This window comes from Roseateles asaccharophilus, from assembly GCF_031458115.1.
GTDB lineage: Bacteria > Pseudomonadota > Gammaproteobacteria > Burkholderiales > Burkholderiaceae_C > Pelomonas > Pelomonas asaccharophilus_A.
The window spans coordinates 129546-148806 of sequence record NZ_JAVDXV010000007.1 but is presented as its reverse complement, the minus strand read 5'-3'; the positions used below and the strand labels follow the sequence as shown (position 1 = coordinate 148806).

16 protein-coding genes are annotated in these 19261 nt (G+C 67.8%); 10 read left to right on the top strand and 6 right to left on the bottom strand.

What is annotated here, in order from left to right; translation table 11 throughout:
• Positions 1-2: 2 nt before the first annotated feature.
• From nuoL to J2X21_RS17750, 7 genes are all read left to right on the top strand, one after another.
• Positions 3-2048 carry an NADH-quinone oxidoreductase subunit L gene (gene nuoL / locus J2X21_RS17780; RefSeq protein WP_310330820.1) on the top strand — a complete coding sequence of 682 codons (2046 nt, stop codon included), beginning with the start codon at positions 3-5 and terminating at the stop codon, positions 2046-2048.
• Between the two features lie 19 nt (positions 2049-2067).
• Positions 2068-3543 carry an NADH-quinone oxidoreductase subunit M gene (locus J2X21_RS17775; RefSeq protein ID WP_310330819.1) on the top strand — a complete coding sequence of 492 codons (1476 nt, stop codon included), beginning with the start codon at positions 2068-2070 and terminating at the stop codon, positions 3541-3543.
• A gap of 21 nt (positions 3544-3564) precedes the next feature.
• Positions 3565-5052 (top strand): NADH-quinone oxidoreductase subunit NuoN, encoded by a 1488-nt coding sequence (nuoN, locus tag J2X21_RS17770; RefSeq protein WP_310330817.1) that lies wholly within the window; start codon positions 3565-3567, stop codon positions 5050-5052.
• A gap of 13 nt (positions 5053-5065) precedes the next feature.
• The gene (locus J2X21_RS17765) at positions 5066-5368 is read left to right on the top strand and encodes a DUF2818 family protein (RefSeq protein ID WP_310330815.1); all 303 of its coding nucleotides are present in this window, start codon (positions 5066-5068) and stop codon (positions 5366-5368) included.
• Complete coding sequence (locus tag J2X21_RS17760) at positions 5355-5933, top strand: NUDIX hydrolase (protein ID WP_310330813.1); 579 nt, start codon at positions 5355-5357, stop codon at positions 5931-5933. The genes J2X21_RS17765 and J2X21_RS17760 overlap by 14 nt, the downstream gene beginning before the upstream one ends.
• A 158-nt stretch (positions 5934-6091) precedes the next feature.
• Positions 6092-7249, top strand: a complete 1158-nt coding sequence (locus J2X21_RS17755; RefSeq protein ID WP_310330811.1) for an efflux RND transporter periplasmic adaptor subunit — start codon at positions 6092-6094, stop codon at positions 7247-7249.
• Positions 7250-7264: 15 nt separating this feature from the next.
• The gene (locus tag J2X21_RS17750; RefSeq protein WP_310330808.1) at positions 7265-10480 is read left to right on the top strand and encodes an efflux RND transporter permease subunit; all 3216 of its coding nucleotides are present in this window, start codon (positions 7265-7267) and stop codon (positions 10478-10480) included.
• Here the strand turns inward: J2X21_RS17750 and J2X21_RS17745 are convergent.
• Positions 10458-11861 carry an FAD-binding oxidoreductase gene (locus J2X21_RS17745; protein WP_310330806.1) on the bottom strand — a complete coding sequence of 468 codons (1404 nt, stop codon included), beginning with the start codon at positions 11859-11861 and terminating at the stop codon, positions 10458-10460. The two genes, J2X21_RS17750 and J2X21_RS17745, sit on opposite strands and share 23 nt — an antisense overlap.
• Positions 11858-12247, bottom strand: a complete 390-nt coding sequence (locus J2X21_RS17740; protein ID WP_310330804.1) for a DUF2069 domain-containing protein — start codon at positions 12245-12247, stop codon at positions 11858-11860. Before J2X21_RS17740 ends, J2X21_RS17745 begins: the two co-directional genes overlap by 4 nt.
• A 21-nt stretch (positions 12248-12268) precedes the next feature.
• Here J2X21_RS17740 and J2X21_RS17735 point away from each other — a divergent pair, with 21 nt between their 5' ends.
• Positions 12269-13570 carry a YihY family inner membrane protein gene (locus J2X21_RS17735; RefSeq protein ID WP_310330803.1) on the top strand — a complete coding sequence of 434 codons (1302 nt, stop codon included), beginning with the start codon at positions 12269-12271 and terminating at the stop codon, positions 13568-13570.
• Here J2X21_RS17735 and J2X21_RS17730 read toward each other — a convergent pair.
• Together J2X21_RS17730 and J2X21_RS17725 are read right to left on the bottom strand one after the other, a co-directional pair.
• A complete protein-coding gene (locus J2X21_RS17730; RefSeq protein ID WP_310330801.1) occupies positions 13542-14498 on the bottom strand; it encodes a Bug family tripartite tricarboxylate transporter substrate binding protein in 957 nt (318 codons plus the stop codon). The genes J2X21_RS17735 and J2X21_RS17730 overlap by 29 nt on opposite strands.
• A 31-nt stretch (positions 14499-14529) precedes the next feature.
• Positions 14530-15090, bottom strand: coding sequence for a helix-turn-helix domain-containing protein (locus J2X21_RS17725; RefSeq protein ID WP_310330800.1), 561 nt, complete (start codon positions 15088-15090; stop codon positions 14530-14532).
• A 109-nt stretch (positions 15091-15199) separates the two neighbouring features.
• Here J2X21_RS17725 and kbl point away from each other — a divergent pair, with 109 nt between their 5' ends.
• Both kbl and J2X21_RS17715 read left to right on the top strand, forming a co-directional pair.
• Positions 15200-16396: a glycine C-acetyltransferase gene (gene kbl, locus J2X21_RS17720; RefSeq protein WP_310330798.1), complete on the top strand. Its 1197-nt coding sequence runs from the start codon at positions 15200-15202 to the stop codon at positions 16394-16396.
• The gene (locus J2X21_RS17715) at positions 16393-17334 is read left to right on the top strand and encodes an NAD-dependent epimerase/dehydratase family protein (protein WP_310330797.1); all 942 of its coding nucleotides are present in this window, start codon (positions 16393-16395) and stop codon (positions 17332-17334) included. The genes kbl and J2X21_RS17715 overlap by 4 nt, the downstream gene beginning before the upstream one ends.
• On the opposite strand, the gene J2X21_RS17710 is transcribed toward J2X21_RS17715, so the two are convergent.
• Both J2X21_RS17710 and J2X21_RS17705 read right to left on the bottom strand, forming a co-directional pair.
• On the bottom strand, positions 17324-18337 hold the full coding sequence (locus tag J2X21_RS17710; RefSeq protein WP_310330796.1) for a DUF4438 domain-containing protein: 1014 nt from the start codon (positions 18335-18337) through the stop codon (positions 17324-17326). The genes J2X21_RS17715 and J2X21_RS17710 overlap by 11 nt on opposite strands.
• Positions 18338-18351: 14 nt before the next feature.
• The gene (locus J2X21_RS17705) at positions 18352-19113 is read right to left on the bottom strand and encodes a hypothetical protein (protein ID WP_310330794.1); all 762 of its coding nucleotides are present in this window, start codon (positions 19111-19113) and stop codon (positions 18352-18354) included.
• Between the last annotated feature and the right edge of the window lie 148 nt (positions 19114-19261).

Below are 19261 nucleotides of genomic sequence, written 5' to 3'. Positions count from 1 at the left end.
AGATGTCTGCAACTCTCTCCCAAAACACGCTGCTGGCGGTGCCGCTGGCGCCGCTGGTGGGTGCCATCGTCGCCGGCTTCTTCGGCAAGATGGTGGGCCGCCGTGGCTCGCACGTCATCACCATCCTGGGCGTGCTGATCGCCTTCATCCTGTCCGCGCAGACGCTCTACAGCGTCGCCGTCGACGGCGCGCGCTTCAACGCCACCATCTACGAGTGGATGGTGCTGGGCCCGCTGAAGATGGAGGTCGGCTTCCTGGTCGACGGCCTGACGGCCATGATGATGTGCGTCGTGACCTTCGTGTCGCTGATGGTGCACATCTACACCATCGGCTACATGGAAGAGGACGACGGCTACCAGCGCTTCTTCAGCTACATCTCGCTGTTCACGTTCAGCATGCTGATGCTGGTCATGAGCAACAACATGCTGCAGCTGTTCTTCGGCTGGGAAGCGGTGGGTCTGGTGTCGTACCTGCTGATCGGCTTCTGGTACAAGAAGCCGACGGCGATCTTCGCCAACATGAAGGCCTTCCTGGTCAACCGGGTCGGCGACTTCGGCTTCATCCTGGGCATCGGCCTGCTGCTGGCCTTCGGCGGTTCGCTGAACTACGCCGAGACCTTCGCCAAGGCGGACCTGCTGTCCAAGATGGTCTTCCCCGGCACCGACTGGGCGCTGCTCAGCGTGGCCTGCATCTGCCTGTTCATCGGCGCGATGGGCAAGTCGGCGCAGTTCCCTCTGCACGTCTGGCTGCCCGACTCCATGGAGGGCCCGACGCCCATCTCCGCGCTGATCCACGCGGCGACGATGGTGACGGCCGGCATCTTCATGGTGGCCCGCTTCTCGCCGCTGTTCGAGCTGAGCGACACGGCGCTGAACTTCGTCATGGTGATCGGCGCGATCACGGCGCTGTTCATGGGCTTCCTGGGCATCATCCAGAACGACATCAAGCGCGTCGTCGCGTACTCCACGCTGTCGCAGCTGGGCTACATGACCGTGGCGCTGGGCGCGTCGGCCTACTCGGTGGCCGTGTTCCACCTGATGACGCACGCGTTCTTCAAGGCGCTGCTGTTCCTCGGCGCGGGCTCCGTCATCATCGGCATGCACCACGACCAGGACATCCGCAACATGGGCGGCCTGCGCAAGTACATGCCCATCACGTGGATCACGTCGCTGCTGGGTTCGCTGGCGCTGATCGGCACGCCGCTGTTCTCGGGCTTCTACTCGAAGGACTCCATCATCGAAGCCGTGCACGCCAGCAACCTGCCGGCATCGGGCATCACCTACGTCGCCGTGCTGATCGGCGTGTTCGTGACGGCGTTCTACTCGTTCCGGATGTACTTCCTCGTCTTCCATGGCAAGGAGCACTTCCATCACAAGCCCTTCCCGGGCGAGCACGATCATCATGACGACCATGGCGACGACCACGGTCATGCGCACACGCCGCACGAGTCGCCCGCCGTCGTCTGGGTGCCGCTGGTGCTGCTGGCCATCCCGTCGGTGCTGATCGGCTTCATGACCATCCAGCCCATGCTGTATGGCGACTTCCTGAAGGACGCCATCACCGTCAACGCCGCGGCCCACCCGGCCATGGCCGAGATCGCGCACCACTTCCACGGTGCCGCCGCGATGGCGCTGCACGGCCTGCAGACGCTGCCGTTCTGGCTGGCGCTGGCCGGTGTCGTCACTGCCTACGTGTTCTACATGGTTGCCCCGAGCATCCCGGCGACCTTCGCCAAGGTGCTGCGCCCGGTCATCATCGTCATGGAGAACAAGTACTTCATGGACTGGTTCAACGAGAACGTGCTGGCCCGTCTGGCCCGTGCGCTCGGCTACGGTCTGTGGAAGGGTGGCGATGGCGCGCTCATCGACGGCGTCATCATCAACGGCTCGGCCAAGACCATTGGCGGCATCGCCGGCGTGGTGCGTCGCGTGCAGAGCGGTTTCCTGTACTGGTACGCCCTGGTCATGATCCTTGGCGTGATGGGTCTGATGACCTGGCAGCTCTGGCCCTATATCGAGCCCCAGTTCAAGGCCCTGCTCGGGTCCTGATGCGAGGCGGAGAACAAGAATGTTGCTGAGTCTTGCGATTTTTCTGCCCATCGTCTGCGGCGCGCTGCTGCTGGCGGTTGGCCGTGACGAACACGCCAACGCGTCGCGTTGGATGGCGCTGGTGGCGGCCGTGGCGAGCTTGCTCGTCACGCTGCCGCTGATCACCGGCTTCGACACCTCGACGGCTGCGATGCAGTTCGTCGAGAACCTGGCCTGGATCGAGCGTTTCAACATCCGCTACCACCTGGGCGTGGACGGCATCTCGATGTGGTTCGTGCCGCTGACGGCCTTCATCACCGTCATCGTCGTCATCTCCGCCTGGGAGGTCATCGAGACGCGCGTGAACCAGTACATGGGCGCGTTCCTGATCCTGTCGGGCCTGATGATCGGCGTGTTCAGCGCGCTGGACGGCATGCTGTTCTACGTGTTCTTCGAGGCCACGCTGATCCCGATGTACATCATCATCGGCGTCTGGGGCGGCCCGAACCGCGTTTACGCGGCCTTCAAGTTCTTCCTGTACACGCTGGCCGGCTCGCTGCTGATGCTGATCGCGCTGCTGTACCTGTACGTGAAGTCCGGCGGCAGCTTCGACATCCAGACCTGGCACAAGCTGCCGCTGCCAGGTGGCGCGCAGACCTGGCTGTTCTTCGCCTTCCTGGCGGCGTTTTCGGTCAAGGTGCCGATGTGGCCGGTGCACACCTGGCTGCCCGATGCCCACGTCGAGGCGCCCACCGGCGGCTCCGTCGTGCTGGCGGCCATCATGCTGAAGCTGGGCTGCTACGGCTTCCTGCGTTTTTCCATGCCCATCGCTCCCGATGCCGCGCGTGAATGGGCCTGGCTGATCATCGCGATGTCGCTGATCGCCGTCGTCTACATCGGCCTGGTCGCGCTGGTGCAGAAGGACATGAAGAAGCTGGTGGCCTACTCGTCCATCGCGCACATGGGCTTCGTGACGCTGGGCTTCTTCATCTTCAACGAGCTGGGCGTGTCCGGCGGCCTGGTGCAGATGATTGCCCACGGCTTCGTGTCGGGCGCCATGTTCCTGTGCATCGGCGTGCTGTACGACCGCGTGCACTCGCGTGAGATCGCGTCGTACGGCGGCGTGGTCAACACCATGCCCAAGTTCGCGGCCTTCGCGGTGTTCTTCGGCATGGCCAACTGCGGCCTGCCCGCCACCGCCGGCTTCGTCGGCGAGTGGATGGTCATCCTGGGCACGGTGAAGTTCAACTTCTGGCTGGGCGGCGTGGCCGCCACGGCGCTGATCTTCGGCGCGGCCTACACGCTGTGGATGGTCAAGCGCGTCTACTTCGGCGACATCGCCAACGACGACGTGCGCGCACTGACCGATATCAACGGCCGCGAGTTCCTGATGCTGGCCGTCCTGGCCGTCGCGACGCTGTACATGGGCCTGCATCCCAAGCCGTTCACGGACGTGATGCACCACTCGGTCGACGGGCTGCTGAAGCACGTCCAAGTGAGCAAGATCCCGGCCTGATCCGAGCACGAGGCAAGAACAATGAATGACATGAACTGGCTCGCGATCTATCCCGAGATCCTGCTGCTGGCTGCCAGCTGCATCGTGGCGCTGGTGGACCTGTGGGTCACCGACGAGCAGCGCCGCCCCACCTACTGGCTGACGCAGCTGACGTTGCTGGTCGTCGGTGTGATGCACTTCTATTACTACGGCCGCGACGACGGCCAAACCAGCTACGCCATGCAAGGCATGGTGGTGTCCGACCCGATGGGCCACCTGCTGGCCGGTTTCGCGTGCGTCGCGACGATGATCACGCTGGTCTACGCGCGCCCCTATGCCGCGTCGCGCGACATGCTCAAGGGCGAGCTGTTCACGCTGAGCCTGCTGTCGCTGCTGGGCATCAACGTGATGCTGTCGGCCAACAACTTCCTGGTCATCTACCTCGGTCTCGAGCTGATGAGCCTGTCGCTGTACGCGCTCGTCGCGCTGCGCCGCGACCACGCCGTGTCGACCGAAGCCGCGATGAAGTACTTTGTGCTGGGCGCACTGGCCAGCGGCTTCCTGCTGTACGGCCTGTCCATGATGTACGGCGCCACCGGCTCGCTGACCATCCCCGAAGTCTTCGACGTCATCGCCAAGGGCATCCCGAACAAGGCCGTGCTGGTGTTCGGCGTCGTCTTCGTCGTCGCCGGCCTCGCGTTCAAGCTGGGCGCCGCACCCTTCCACATGTGGGTGCCGGACGTCTACCAGGGCGCGCCGACCGCCGTCACGCTGCTGATCGGCGGCGCGCCCAAGCTGGCCGCGTTCGCGATCACGGTGCGCCTGCTGGTCGAAGGCATGCTGGGCCTGGCGGTGGACTGGCAGCAGATGCTGGTGGTGCTGTCCATCGTGTCGCTGCTGATCGGCAACCTGGCCGCCATCGCGCAGACCAACCTGAAGCGCATGCTGGCCTACTCGACCATCGCCAACATGGGCTTCATGCTGCTGGGCATGGCATCCGGCGTCGTCAACGGCAGCACCGAGTGGGCGTCCAACGCCTACAGCGCCGCGATGTTCTATGCCGTCACCTATGTGCTGACGACGCTGGGCACCTTCGGCATGGTCATCCTGCTGTCGCGCCAGGGCCATGAGGCCGAGGAGATCAAGGACCTTGCCGGCCTGGCCAAGCGCAGCCCCTGGTTCGCGCTGGTCATGACGATGTTCATGTTCTCGCTGGCCGGAGTGCCGCCCACCGTGGGCTTCTACGCCAAGCTGGCCGTGCTGCAGGCCATGGTGGCCACTGGCGTGAGCTTCTACCTGGGCCTGGCGATCTTCGCCGTGGTCGTGTCGCTGGTGGGCGCGTTCTACTACCTGCGCGTCGTCAAGGTCATGTTCTTCGATGCGCCGACCGACACCGCGCCGCTGGCTGCGCCGGGCGACGTGCGCTTCGTGATGTCGCTGAACGGCGCGGCCGTGCTGGTCTTCGGTCTGCTGCCCAGCGGCCTGCTGGAGCTGTGCAAGACGGCCATCCTGAAGGCTCTCAGCAACTAACGGACGCCTGCCCGTGGACCAGTCCGTCGCCGTCTGGCTGGTCCTGGCCGTGGCCATCGTCGCGGCCAACCTGCCTTACTTCAACGAGCGCTTGCTGCTCGTGGGCCCGCGCCGCGCGCCCAAGGGTGCTGGCTGGCGGCTGCTGGAGTTGACGCTGATGGCCGTGCTGACCTACGGGTTGGGCGCATTGCTCGAAGCCCGCATCGGCCAGCGTCACAGCCAGGGCTGGGAGTTCTACGCCGCCGGCGTGTGCCTGTTCATCACGCTGGGCTTCCCCGGCTTCGTCTGGAGGTATCTGCGCCGTGGCCGAGGCTGACGATCACCTGGTCGAGCGCCTGCTCGACGGCGCGCAGGTCTTCCAGGGCCATTTCCTGGACGTGCGCCGCGACCGCGTGGCGCTGCCCGACGGCGGCACCGCCACGCGGGAATACATCCGCCATCCGGGCGCCGTCATGGTCATCCCGCTGCTGGACGACGGCCGGCTGCTGATGGAGCGCCAGTACCGCTACCCGATGGGTCGCGTCATGCTGGAGTTCCCGGCCGGCAAGCTGGATGCGGGCGAAGACCCGTTCGAATGCGGCCGCCGCGAGCTGCTGGAAGAGACCGGCTATAGCGCCGCCGAATGGGCCTATGCCGGGGTGCTGAACAACGCCATCGCCTACTCGGACGAAGGCATCCACATCTACTTCGCGCGCGGCCTGAGCCAGGGCGCGCAGAAGCTGGATGACGGCGAGTTTCTCGAACTCGTCACGCACACGGTCGACGAGCTGGATCGCATGGCGGCCGCCGGCGAGTTGACCGACGCCAAGACCCTGATCGGCCTGCTGTGGCTGCAGCGCTGGCGCCAGGGTGCGTGGACACTGGACTGGCGTCGCGCCTGACGTCCTCGCCTGTCTGCTGACAGGACGGGGGGACGCTTCCCGTAACCTGAATGATTGCCGCCCCCGGTGCATGACCTCTGGCGAAATGTTGCCAGACGTTTAAGCTCGGGCGTTTTTTGTTCGCCGTCCGAAATCCGAATTCTGAAGAAAGCTGCTCCATGACGCGTGCAACGCCGATCCTGACCGCTCTGACCCTGGCCCTGACCCTCACCGCCTGCGGCAAGGGCGGCAAGCCCGACGAGGCCAAGGCCGCCGCGGCCAAGCCCGCAGCGCCGTTGCTGCTGGCGCCAGAGGATCTGCGTCAGGTGGGGCAGAGCGGCCTTATCGGGGCTCCCGTCATCAGCGGCGCCATCCAGCCCGCGCGCCGCGCGGACCTGCGCGCCGAGGTGGCGGCCGTCGTGTTGCAGGTGGCCAAGGACAACGGCGAACGCGTGCGCGCCGGCGATCTCATCATCCGCCTGGACGCCACGGCCATCCGCGACAGCCTGACCTCCGCCGAGGAGGCGCTGCGCGCGTCGCAGCAGAGCTTCGAGCAGACCGAGCGCGTGCTGGTCCGCCAGCGCACGCTGAACCAGCAGGGCATGATCTCCATGCAAGGCCTGGAAGACGCCGAGGTGCGCCGCAACGCCGCGCAGAGCGAGCTGGCAGCGGCCAAGGCGCGCCTCGTCACGGCCCGCCAGCAGGTGTCGCGCACCGAGGTTCGCGCGCCGTTCGACGGCGTCGTCAGCGAGCGCAAGATTTCCGTCGGCGACACCGTGCAGGTCGGGCGCGAACTGGTCAAGGTCATCGACCCGTCGTCCATGCGCTTCGAAGGCCAGGTCTCGGCCGACCGCCTGGGCGAGCTGAAGCTTGGCCAGCCGGTGGCCTTCCGCATCAACGGCTTCGGCGACGCCGAGTTCCGCGGCAAGCTGGCGCGCATCGACGCCGCCGCCAATGCGACGACACGCCAGGTCGAGCTGATCGCCGAGTTCGACGACAAGGCCAAGGCGCCGCAGGTCGCCGGCCTCTACGCGGAAGGCCGCGTCGAGAGCGCCGACCGCCGCGCGCTGGTGCTGGCCGAGGGCTCCATCCAGCGCCAGGGCGACAGCGCCTTTGCCTGGAAGGTGGCGGGCAGCCAGCTGAAGAAGGTGGCCGTCACGCTGGGCGAACGCGACGACCGGCGCGGCGAAGTGGTGGTCACCTCGGGCCTCGCGCTGGGTGACGAGGTGCTGCGCGCGCCCACCGGCAGCCTGGTCGACGGCGCCACCGTGCAGCGGGTGAAGCCCGGTGCCGGCGCCGCTTCCGCCGTGGCTGCCGCCCCCGCTGCCAGCAAGTAAACAGGAGGTCCGCCCATGTTCCTGTCCAACTTCAGCATCAACCGTCCCGTCGCGACGGTGGTGCTCGTCATCGGCATGATGCTGATGGGCCTGCTGGCGCTGTCCAAGCTGCGCGTCAACCAGTTCCCCGACGTCGAGCCGCCCGTGCTCGTCATCAACGTCACGTATCCCGGCGCGTCACCGGAAACGTCGGAGCGCGAGATCGTCAACCGCATCGAGAAGGCGCTGCAGAGCATCTCGGGCGTGGACCGTTCCAACTCCACGTCGCGCGAAGGCGGCGCCACCATCGTGCTGGTCTTCGACTTCTCGAAGAACATGATCGAGGCCGCCGACGAGGTGCGCAACGCGATCAACTCGGTGCGCTACAAGCTGCCCATCGAGATGCGCGAGCCCATCATCACGCGCGCCGATCCGGGGGCTCAGCCCATCCTGCAGCTGGCGCTGTCGAGCACCTCGCTGACGCATGCGCAGCTCAGCCGCCTGGCGGAAGACCAGCTCGCCGAGCGCTTCCGCGCCATCGCGGGCGTGTCGGTCGTCAACGTGAACGGCGCGCTCAAGCGCGAGCTGTCCATCCTGCTGCGCGCCGAGAAGCTGCGCGAGTTCGGCGTGTCCGTCACCGAGGTGCTGAACGCCGTGCGTGCGCAGAACACGACGGCCCCCGTCGGCAAGGTGCGGGGCACGCTGGAAGACCAGAGCATCCGCCTGCTGGGCCGGCTGGAGAGCCCGGCCGAGTTCGAGCAGATGATCATCAAGCGCAACGCCGGCCAGGTCATCCGCCTGGGCCAGGTGGCCGAGGTCAAGGACGGCTTTGCCGAGATGACCGGCTACTCGCTGCGCAATGGGCGCCCCAACGTGGGCATCTCGGTCACGCGTTCGCGCGATGCGTCCACCGTCAGCGTGGCCGTCGCGGCACGCAAGCTGGTGGAGGAGATCCGCAAGGAACTGCCGGCCGGCACGACGATGGACATCACGCAGGACGGCGGGGAAGACGCCGAGAACAGCCTGCACAACGTGACCCACGCGCTGGTGTTCGGCGCCGGCCTGACCATCCTGGTCGTCTACGTGTTCCTGAACAGCTGGCGTTCCACGCTGATCACGGCGCTGTCGCTGCCCACCTCCGTGCTGGCGGCGTTCATCGCCGTGTGGCTGATGGACTTCTCGCTCAACTTCATGAGCCTGCTGGGCCTGAGCCTGGCCATCGGCGTGCTGATCGACGACGCCATCGTGGTTCGAGAGAACATCGTGCGGCATATGGAGCGCGGCAGCGACCGTGTGACCGCGGCGCGCGAGGGCACGGCCGAGATTGGTCTGGCCGTGGCGGCCACCACCTTCGCCATCGTGGCGGTGTTCGTGCCCGTCGCCTTCATGGGCCAGGGCCCGGGCCAGTGGTTCAAGCCGTTCGCGCTGACCGTGGTGGCCTCGGTCATCGTTTCGCTGCTGATCAGCTTCACGCTGGACCCCATGCTGTCGGCCTACTGGGGTGACCCGCCGGGCTACCACGAGCAGCCCAAGAAGGGCATTGGCAAGCTGCTGCAGCGCTTCAACCACTGGTTCGACGGCGTCGCCGACAGCTATGGCCACGTCATCGCGTGGGCACTGCACCACCGCCGCTGGATGGCCGCGTTCGCGGTGCTGAGCTTCGTCGGCGCCATCATGCTGCAGGGCAAGTTCGGCGGCTCCAGCTTCCTGCCCAAGGCCGATGCGGGCTTCCTCGTCATCGACGTGCGCAGCCCGGCGTCCAGCAGCCTGGACTACTCCAAGCTCAAGCTCGACGCCGCCGCCGCGCTGGCGCGTGCGCTGCCGGAGACCAAGGCCACGATGGCCTACCCGAACGCGACCGGTGGCCGCATCTACATCGACATCGGCAAGAGCACCGAGCGCAAGCGTTCTGCTGACGATGTGGCGACGGAGCTGCGCCAGAAGGTCGGCCAGCTGGTGGGCGCCGAATACGTCGTGCTGGACGATCTGAACAACGGCGCGCAGAAGCCGGTGCAGATCCGCTTCTACGGCGCCGACAGCCGCAAGCTGCAGGAGCTGACGCTGGACTTCCAGAAGACGCTGCGCGGCGTGCGCGGCGCGGTCGACGTGGGCTACTCAGAGCAGGACCCGCAGAACGAACTGCAGATCGAACTGGACCGTGGCCTGGCCAACCAGATGGGCATCTCGGTCAACGACGCGGCGCAGGCGCTGCGCGTGGCCTTCGCCGGCGTCGAGGCCGGCGACTGGATCGACCCGACCGGCGAAGCCCGCGACGTGGCCATCCGCCTGCACCCGGCCGACCGGGTGGACGCCGCCAACATCGAGCGCCTGCCCATCGCGGTCAGCGGGACCAACCGCATGGTGCCGCTGGATCAGATCGCGACGATCACGATGGGCAAGGGCCCGGGCCAGATCCAGCACGGCGACGGCAAGCGCACCATCACGGTCAGCGCCAACGCGCAGGGCCGCTCGGCCGGGGAGATCACGGCCGAGGCCGTCAAGCTGGCCAAGGCCATCAACTTCCCGCCCGGCTATGGCATCGAGCTGGCCGGCTCGGCGCGTGACCAGGAAGTCGTCTTCACGGCCATGGTCACCGCGCTGCTGTCCGGCATTGCGTTGATGTACTTCGTGCTGGTGATCCAGTTCAACAGCTTCACGGCGCCGCTGGGCGTGATGCTGTCGCTGCCGCTCTCGCTGATCGGCGTGGTGGTGGCGCTGATCCTCACGCGCGGCACGCTGAACCTGATGAGCCTGATCGGCGTCATCATGCTGATGGGCCTGGTGGCCAAGAACGCCATCCTGCTGCTGGATGCGACGCGCCAGGAGGAGAAGGCCGGCATCCCGCGCGAAGAGGCGCTGATGCACGCGGGCCGCAAGCGCTTCCGGCCCATCCTGATGACGACGCTGGCGCTGATCGCCGGCATGCTGCCGGTGGCCATCGGCATTGGCGAGGGTGGCGAGTTCTACCGCCCGATGGCCGTGGCCATCATCGGCGGCACGATCACGTCCACCATCCTGACGCTGCTGGTGGTGCCCAGCTTCTACGACAGCATCGAGATTGCACGCGACAAGGCTGTGGCCAAGTTCCACCGCCGGGTGCCGCGGTTTACGGCGGTTGGCGCCTTTGTGCTGACGTTGATCGAAGCCGTGCTGACGCTGCTGATGATTCGCTTCGTCTTCCGCATGCTCGTGAAGTTGGGCCGGTTCGCGACCGGCCGCCGCGGCGGCGTTACACCAGCCGCCCAGGGTTGAGGAGGTCGAGCGGGTCCAGCGCCCGCTTGATGGACCGCATCAGCGCCAGGGCCGTCGGGTCCTTGCGCTGCTGCAGCTCTTCGCGCTTGAGCCGGCCGATGCCGTGCTCGGCTGAGATCGAGCCACCGCGGCGCTGCACGGCGTCGTAGACGCGCTCGTTGATGGCCGCCTCGTGCGCGGCCAGGAACTCCGCCGGCGCCACGCCGCGCGGGGCCTGCACGTTGTAGTGCAGATTGCCGTCGCCCAGATGGCCGAAATCGATGACCTCGATACCCGGCATGTACGTTGAAAGCGCCGTGTCCATCTCGGCGACGAAGCCGGGGATGGCGGACACCGGTAGCGAGATGTCGTGCTTGATGTTCAAGCCCGCCTGCGCCTGCGCCAGCGGTATGGACTCACGCAGATGCCAGAAGGCCTTGGCCTGCTCCAGGTTCTGCGCGATGGCCGCGTCCGTCACGGCGCCGCGCTCGAAGGCGGCTTCGAGGAGCCCCTCGAACACGCCCCGCGCATGCTCCGCGCTTTCGGCGTCGGACAGTTCCAGCAGCACCGTCCATTCGGCCGGCGCCAGCGGCTGCACCAGTTGCGGCAACTCGCGGGCCACCAAGGCCAGCGACGCGCGGTTCATCACCTCGAAGCCGGTCAGCGCATCGCCCGCGCGCTCGCGCGCCAGGCCCAGCAGCGCGACCGTGTCGTGCAGCTTGCCGCACGCGGCCAGCGCGGTCAGCTTTTCCTTCGGAACCGGATACAGCTTCATGGTCGCCGCCGTGATGATGCCCAGCGTGCCCTCGCTGCCGATGAACAGGTCACGCAGGTCGTAGCCGGTGTTGTCCTTGCGCAGTCCCGACAGGCCTTGCCAGACCTCGCCGGTCGCGGTGACCACCTCCAGCCCCAGGCACAGCTCGCGCGCATTGCCGTAGCGCAGCACCTGCGTGCCGCCGGCGTTGGTCGCCAGGTTGCCGCCCAGCGTGCACGAACCCTCGGCCGCCAGGCTCAGCGGGAACAGCATCCCGGCGCCGGCCGCCGCGGCCTGCACGTCGGCCAGCACGCAGCCGGCCTCGGCGGTCAGGCTGGCGTTGGCCACGTCAATCTCACGGATGCGCTTCATGCGCGTGAGGCTCAGCACCAGCTGCCGGCCGCTGTCGTCCGGCGTGGAGCCGCCCACCAGCCCGGTGTTGCCGCCCTGGGGCACGACGGCCACGCGGTGCTCGTGGCACAGCCGCATGACGGTCGCGACCTCGCCGGTCGACGCCGGCCGAGCGACGGCCAACGCGCGGCCCACGTAGCGCTTGCGCCAGTCGTTCTCGTAGGCGGCCAGGTCGCCGCCCACCAGCAGCCCCGGCTCGCCCAGCCGTTCACGCAGGGCGCCGAGGAAGCCGCTCATGCCGACTCCGCTACCTTGGCCGCCGCCAGCCGCTGGCGGATCTGCGCGGTACACGCGGTGAAGATGACGACGCTGAGCACCACCTCGGTCAGCGCCAGCCATTGGCCTGCGCCGCTCTCGCTGGTGGAGCGCACCAGGCCTTCCAGCACATAAAGCCAGATGAACAAGGCCAGCGCGCGGTAGGTGTACATGCGATAGCGCCACAGCCCCGGCAGCGGCAACAGCAGCGGCAGCGCCTTGATGGCCAACGTGCCGCGGCCGGTGGGCGCCAGCCACAGCTCCCAGGCCGCGCACAGCACGCACAGCAGCGCCGTGCTGAAAAAGGCCAGCTGGCGCGACAGCCGCTCGGCCGCGGTCGGTTCGGTTCTTTCGAGGGCAGGGGACATAGCTGCGGCATCATAGAAGCCATGTCCACGACACCCCCGTCTTCGCTCCCGCCCACGCCTGCTGCCGACAACCCCGACGCGCCGCTGGCGCGCAACCCCATCGCGTTCGCGCAGAACTTCATCCACGATCTGCTGGCCTGGCCCTGGTTGCAGACGCTGCACACCTTCCGCCAGCGTTTCCGCGAAGAGAAGCTGGGCCTGACGGCCGGCAGCCTCACGTTCACGACGCTCATTTCACTCGTCCCGCTGCTGACGGTGATGCTGGCCGTCTTCACGGCCTTCCCGATGTTCTCCAGCTTCCAGGCCGCGCTGGAACAGTACTTTCTGAAGAGCCTGATCCCGCCCAACATCGCCAAGCCGGTGCTGGCATCGCTGACGCAGTTCGCCGCCAAGGCCAACCGGTTGGGCGTCGTGGGCCTGGTGGTGCTGGGCATCACCGCGCTGGCGCTGATGCTGACCATCGACCGCACGCTGAATGCGATCTGGCGCGTGCAGCGCCCGCGGCCCATGGCGCAGCGCGTGCTGGTCTACTGGGCCGCGCTGACGCTGGGCCCGCTGCTGCTGGGCGGCAGCCTCACGCTGACCAGCTACGCCGTCAGCGCTGGCCAGGGCTTCATCGGCAAGATGCCCGCCAGCGTCTCCACGCTGCTGGGCGGTGCCGACATCGTGCTGCTGGGCCTCGCCATGGCCGGGCTGTTCCACTACGTGCCCAACACGCACGTGCGCTGGCGGCATGCGCTGCTGGGCGGCGTGTTTGTGTCCATAGGTTTCGCGCTCGCGAAGTCGCTGTTGGCCTGGTATGTGAAGAAGGTGCCGACCTACTCGACGCTGTACGGCGCGTTCGCCACCGTGCCGGTGTTCCTGGTGTGGGTGTACCTGGGCTGGGTGATCGTGCTGCTGGGCGCCATCCTGGCGGCCAACACGCCCAGCCTGACCGGGCGGCTGCATCTGCGGCCCGGCACGCCGGGGCAGCCCATGGCGCTGGCGCTGGAAACGCTGCGCGAACTGCAACGCGCGCGCGACGGTGGGCAGCGTGGGCTGTCGCATCTGCGGCTGGCGCGCGCGCTGCGCGTTGACCCCTTGCAGCTCAGCCCCGTGCTGGACCAATTGCAGGCGATGGATTGGATCGGTCTGCTCGAAGAGGACGGCGCCCAACGCCTGGTGCTGCTGTGCGCACCCGAGACCACGCCGGCAGAGCCGCTGATCTCTGTCTTTCTTGCGGGGCGCCAGGGATTGCTGGCGAATCTGTGGCGCCAGGGTGATTGGGCGGGCCTGACGCTCCAGCAGTTGCTGGTCACTGAGGCTGGAAACCGCCCGTCCTGATGATCTTGGCCCACGCCGCCGCATAGGCGCGCTCGCGCGTGGCCAACTGGGCGGGGCTCATGTGGCCCACCGACAAACCCAGCTCGGCCAGCTTCGCCTTCACGCCAGGCTGCGCGATGACGCCGGCCAACGCATTGGAGAAGCGCTCGACGACGGCCGGCGCCGTGCCGGCGGGCGCGAACAGGCCGTAGTAGGGCAGGTCCTCGAAACCCGTGATGCCCAGCTCGGCGAAGGTCGGCACGTCCGGCAGCACCGCCTGGCGCTGCAGGCCCATGACCGCCACGATCTTCAGCTTCTTCTGCTGGTGATGCGTGATGAGGTCGGGCACCGAGCCCACGCCCGCGCTGATCTGGTTGCCCAGCATCTCCGCGATCATCGGGGCGCTGCCGCGGTAGGGCACGCTGAGCAGGTTGAGCCCGTTCTTCTCGCCCAGCAGCTTGACGAGGAACTCCGGCACCGAGGCCGGCGCCGGAATGCCCACGTTGCCCTGGCCGCCTTGCTTCTTCACCCAGGCCAGGTACTCGGGCAGGCTGCTGGCGGGCGTGCCGCCGGACAGCGCGATGGCGTTGGCAAAGGTCGCGAAGCCCGCGACCGGCACGAAGTCCTTGGCGGGGTCGAAGCCCGGATTCTTCAGCACCAGCGGCAGGATGGAGATGGTGTGGTCGTGGCTGACAAAGAAGGTCGTGCCATCGGCCGGCGCGGCCTTCAGTGCCTGTGCCGCAAGTTGCCCGCCGGCGCCGGGCTTGTTCTCGACGATGACCGGCGTGCCCAGCGACGCCTGCAGCGCCTCGGCCAGCAGCCGTGCGATGGCATCGGTGCCGCCGCCAGCGGGGAAGCCCACCAGCAGCTTGATGGGCTTGGAATCCTGAGCGCCGGCTGCCAAGGGCAGGGCGGCCAGCACGGCCAGGGCGGAACGACGTTGGATCATCGGCGGGCTCCCATGTTGGACCCGCGGAAGTCTACGGGTGCAGCACCACCAGCAGCGCCGTCGCCGCCGACTTGGCCGAGTTGCGTATTGCGTGGGGCCCATCCACCGCATAGCGCGCCGTCTCGCCGGCCTTGAGCTTGCTCGTCACGCCTTGCGCCGTGACCTCCAGGCTGCCGGTCAGCACGCTGAGGTGCTCGCGGGAACCGGGTTCGTGGGCCTGCGAGTCCAGCACGCCGCCGGGCTGCACGCTCAGCTCGTACCACTCGAACTGACCCGCCAGTTCGATGGGACCCAGGATGCGCAGCTTGCAAAGCCCGTCGGGGCTGGTCAGCCCCGGCGTCGCATGGGCCGGTACGGTCTCGATGGCCGGCGCGGCCACGCGCTCGGTGCCGAGCAGCTCGCCCATGTCCACGCCCAGCGCATTGGCCAGCCGCCAGACCACGGCGACCGTGGGGTTGGCCTGGTTGCGCTCGATCTGCGACAACATCGACTTGCTCACGCCGGCGCGCTTGGAGAGATCATCCAGCGACAGGCCACGGCTGCTGCGCAGCGCCTGCAGGGCAGCGCCGACGCGGGGCGGTTCGGTGTCCATGTTCATGCTTGACGTGAGTTGACTTGAACTTGGGTTTTTCAGATACTGCACAAATGTTCGATATATCGAACAAGTTCAATTTACCGAATTGTGCATCAGGAGCGGCGCCATGAGCCAAGCCTTCTATCAACATCTGCAGACCGAACTGGACGGCATCCGCGTCGCCGGCCTCTACAAGGCCGAGCGCATCATCACGACGCCCCAGGGTGCCGTCGTGAAGACCACCGAGGGCCGCGAGGTCATCAACCTGTGCGCGAACAACTACCTGGGGCTGTCGTCGCACCCGCAGGTCATCGAGGCCGCGCACGAAGCGCTGCGCACGCACGGCTTTGGCCTGTCGTCGGTGCGCTTCATCTGCGGCACGCAGGACCTGCACAAGGAACTGGAGCAACGCATCGCCCGCTTCGTCGGCTGCGAGGACGCCATCCTCTATGCCGCTGCGTTCGACGCCAACGGCGGCCTGTTCGAGCCGCTGCTGGGCGAGCAGGACGCCATCATCAGCGACGCGCTGAACCACGCGTCCATCATCGACGGCATCCGCCTGTGCAAGGCGCAGCGCTACCGCTACGAGCACAACAACCTCGACGACCTGGGGCGCTGCCTGAAGGAAGCGAAAGAGAAGGGCGCCCGCCACACGCTGGTCTTCACCGACGGTGTGTTCTCGATGGACGGCACCATTGCCCAGCTCGACAAGATCCGTGCGCTGTGTGACCGCTATGACGCGCTGCTGGGCGTGGACGAGTGCCATGCCAGCGGCTTCATGGGCACCACCGGCCGCGGCACCCCCGAGTACCGCGGCGTGCACGGCAAGATCGACATCATCACCGGCACCTTCGGCAAGGCGCTGGGCGGCGCGTCGGGCGGTTTCACCGCGGCACGCAAGGAAGTCGTCGAGCTGCTGCGCCAACGCTCGCGCCCCTATCTGTTCAGCAACACGCTGGCGCCCAGCATCGCCGGCGCGTCGCTGGCCGTGCTGGACCTGCTGGAAGGCTCGACCGCGCTGCGCGACAAGCTGGAAGCCAACACCGCCTACTTCCGCGAGGCCATCCAGGCCGCCGGCTTCGAGATCAAGCCCGGCACCCATCCCATCGTGCCCATCATGGTCTACGACGCGGTGAAGGCGCAGGAGCTGTCCAAGCGCATCCTGGAGCTGGGCATCTACGCCGTGGGCTTCTTCTTCCCCGTCGTGCCCAAGGGCCAGGCGCGCATCCGCGTGCAGATCTCGGCCGTGCACGAGCGCGAGCACCTGGAGAAGGCCGTCGCCGCGTTCGCGCAGGCCGGCCGTGAGCTGGGGATCGTCAAATGAAGATCCTCATCATCGGCGCCAACGGCCAGATCGGCACCGAGCTGGCCACCGAACTGGCCAAGCTGCACGGCAACGAGGCCGTCATCACCAGCGACCTCAGCCCGCAGGGCCGCGTGCCCACGCTGAAGCACGAGATGCTGGACGTGACCGACGCGGGTGCGCTCACGACAATAGTCAAGCGCCACAAGATCACGCAGATCTACCACCTCGCCGCCGCGCTGTCGGCCAATGGCGAGAAGCACCCGATGTGGGCCTGGGACCTGAACATGAAAGGCCTGCTCAACGTGCTGGAGCTGGCCCGCCACGAGAAGCTGGACAAGGTCTTCTGGCCCAGCTCCATCGCCGCCTTCGGCCCCAACACGCCGGCAGTGGACACGCCGCAGACGACGGTGATGGACCCCACGACGGTCTACGGTATCAGCAAGCTGGCCGGCGAACGCTGGTGCGATTGGTACCACGCCAAGCACGGCGTGGACGTGCGCAGCCTGCGCTACCCCGGCCTCATCAGCTGGAAGACGCCGCCCGGCGGCGGCACGACCGACTACGCGGTGGAGATCTTCCATTCGGCGCTGAAGGAAGGCCGCTACACCTGCTTCCTGGAGCAGAACCAGGCGCTGCCCATGATGTACATGCCCGATGCGCTGCGCGCCACCATCGAGCTGATGAATGCGCCGGCCGACCGGGTCAAGCAGCGCGGCAGCTACAACCTCGCCGGCGTCAGCTTCACGCCGGAGCAGATCGCCGCCAGCATCCGCCGCCGCATCCCCGGCTTCACGATGGACTGCGTGCCCGACTTCCGTCAGGCCATCGCGGCCAGCTGGCCGCAGCGCATCGACGACTCGGCCGCGCAGGCCGACTGGGGCTGGCAGCTGCAGTACGACCTCGATGCGATGGTCGACGACATGCTGGCCAATCTGGGGCCCCAGCTCAAGTCCTGAACGCCAGCTTGGGGGGCACTTCCCGCGCCTGGCAGCGCTGGCGCCGGTCCCGCTCCGCCAGCGTCAGCCGCTCGCGCGCTGGCACCGGCTGGCGCACGCCCAAGGCGGCAGCCAGGTTGGCATCGGCCTCGCGGCGCGGGCGCAGCAGCTCGGCCGGGCCGGTCAGCAGCGGCGTGACGCCCGGCCCATGGCCGCTGACCGTGCTGTCGCCATGCACGATGACGCCTATCGTCACGCGCCCCTCGCGCAGGCTGGGCCCATGGCGCGTGTCGGCATCGGTGATGGCGACAAAGTCACCGAAGCGCAGGCTGCCCAGCCGGTAGCGCGCGCGCGCGGCGCGGTCGGCCAGCTGGATGTCGTAGTCGCCACGCCAGGCGTTGTTCTTGCCGAGGCCCGAGCCCATCAACCGCGCGGGGATCAGGTGCGTGACCGGGACATGCAGCTGCCCGTCGCGCTCCACCCAGCCCCAGCACCCCAGCAGCAGGGGCGCGCAGTTCATCAGCTCGATGCGCGGGTGCTGCGGCAGCCGCAGCCCCTGGCCTATGGACGTGATCGCGATGCGGTCGCCGATGGCCAGGCGTCGCAGCACCTCGGGCGGGAAGTCCACCATCACATGGTTGACGCCGCCATGCTTGCCCGTCACCCAGCCCTGGCGCCCGCGCGCCGCGCCGTTGAGCACCAGCGCGCGGTTGCCCACGCAGGCGTAGGTGATGAGCGCGTTGTTGGGCCCGTCGCGCGGGCCTATGACCTCGCGGCTGTTGTTGTGCAGCGAGACGCCCGGCTCGATGTGGTCGCCCGCCAGGCCCACGCAGAGGTCGCCGATGCGCTGGTTCAGCACGATGCCGCCGGTGCCCGGCAGCACGCGCGGCACACCGTCGTGGCCTACGCGGTAGGGCATCGCGCGGGCGACCGGATGTGCGATCTGGCCTTGCACCGTCACGGCGACGAGTTCGTCGCGGTTGTAGCGTGGGCCGGTGGTTTGAGCTGCTGGCTCTGCGTACATGGCTTCCTCTGCGGTCAGAGCCGATACCACCAGGCCTGGCTGCATCGCCACGGGTCCTGGCTGTCGTCGTTGGACGCGTCGGCGTCGGGCGGCAGCGTCAGCGCATGCACCACGCAGGCGTGCTGCACCGACTGCAGCAGCGCCGCGAGGCCTGCCGCGGCAATGGCCTGGCGCACGAACAGCCGTTCGGCCGCCAGCAGGCTGCCGCCATCGCTCTCGGCCAGCAGCCGTGGTGGCGAGTCCAGCCGCCCCAGCGCCTGGATGGGGCCGGGCGGTGAGTGCTCGTCCGGCGCGCGGCACAGGATCAGCGCACCGTCCAGCGCGGCCGACAGCGCCAGCGCATCGTGCGCGCCGGCCACCGGGTCGAAGCCCCGGCACCAGTGCTCCGCTCGCTGGGCCTGATGCGCCTGCAAGGCCTCGGCATGCCACTCGAAGCGTTCCACCAGCGACTCGTCGCCGCCGCCACTGCCGCGCAGCTGCGACTCGGCCAGGTTGTCGCCCACCCAGCGCAGCGTCCACGAGCCCGCGTCGGTGCCGTCGCGCAGCGCGGTCCAGTCGTTCAGCGCCAACGGGTGCAGGCCCGACTGCGACTCGGCGGCCAGCAGCTCGCTGGCGTCCAGCACCTGCCAGAACGAGCGCGGCAACCAGGTCTCGAACACGCGCGTCAGGCCCAGCGCCAGCTTCAGCCCGCAGGCCTGGCCCAGCACCAGCGCCGGGTCCAGCACGCAGCGCAGCTTGACGCCGTCGACCGTCACGCGCAAATCGCTCGCACCCATGTCAGTGGTCCATCAACGTGTTGCGTTTTGCGGGCCGAGCGCCGGGCCACTCCCAAGCCGGCCCGCACTGGCGATGTGCTTGCCGGTCGATCCGGCAAGCATCGCCGTCCCCTCGGGGGACCGACCAAGGTACTCCTTGGGTGAGGGG

What these genes read in the sequence shown, in the direction of transcription:
- J2X21_RS17735 (WP_310330803.1), top strand. Translation starts at nt 12,269, where the DNA reads ATGTCCACGACACCCCCGTCTTCGCTCCCGCCCACGCCTGCTGCCGAC.
- J2X21_RS17730 (WP_310330801.1), bottom strand. Translation starts at nt 14,498, where the DNA reads ATGATCCAACGTCGTTCCGCCCTGGCCGTGCTGGCCGCCCTGCCCTTG.
- J2X21_RS17750 (WP_310330808.1), top strand. Translation starts at nt 7,265, where the DNA reads ATGTTCCTGTCCAACTTCAGCATCAACCGTCCCGTCGCGACGGTGGTG.
- kbl (WP_310330798.1), top strand. Translation starts at nt 15,200, where the DNA reads ATGAGCCAAGCCTTCTATCAACATCTGCAGACCGAACTGGACGGCATC.
- J2X21_RS17775 (WP_310330819.1), top strand. Translation starts at nt 2,068, where the DNA reads ATGTTGCTGAGTCTTGCGATTTTTCTGCCCATCGTCTGCGGCGCGCTG.
- J2X21_RS17710 (WP_310330796.1), bottom strand. Translation starts at nt 18,337, where the DNA reads ATGTACGCAGAGCCAGCAGCTCAAACCACCGGCCCACGCTACAACCGC.
- nuoN (WP_310330817.1), top strand. Translation starts at nt 3,565, where the DNA reads ATGAATGACATGAACTGGCTCGCGATCTATCCCGAGATCCTGCTGCTG.
- nuoL (WP_310330820.1), top strand. Translation starts at nt 3, where the DNA reads ATGTCTGCAACTCTCTCCCAAAACACGCTGCTGGCGGTGCCGCTGGCG.
- J2X21_RS17705 (WP_310330794.1), bottom strand. Translation starts at nt 19,113, where the DNA reads ATGGGTGCGAGCGATTTGCGCGTGACGGTCGACGGCGTCAAGCTGCGC.
- J2X21_RS17755 (WP_310330811.1), top strand. Translation starts at nt 6,092, where the DNA reads ATGACGCGTGCAACGCCGATCCTGACCGCTCTGACCCTGGCCCTGACC.
- J2X21_RS17725 (WP_310330800.1), bottom strand. Translation starts at nt 15,090, where the DNA reads ATGGACACCGAACCGCCCCGCGTCGGCGCTGCCCTGCAGGCGCTGCGC.
- J2X21_RS17745 (WP_310330806.1), bottom strand. Translation starts at nt 11,861, where the DNA reads ATGAGCGGCTTCCTCGGCGCCCTGCGTGAACGGCTGGGCGAGCCGGGG.
- J2X21_RS17715 (WP_310330797.1), top strand. Translation starts at nt 16,393, where the DNA reads ATGAAGATCCTCATCATCGGCGCCAACGGCCAGATCGGCACCGAGCTG.
- J2X21_RS17740 (WP_310330804.1), bottom strand. Translation starts at nt 12,247, where the DNA reads ATGTCCCCTGCCCTCGAAAGAACCGAACCGACCGCGGCCGAGCGGCTG.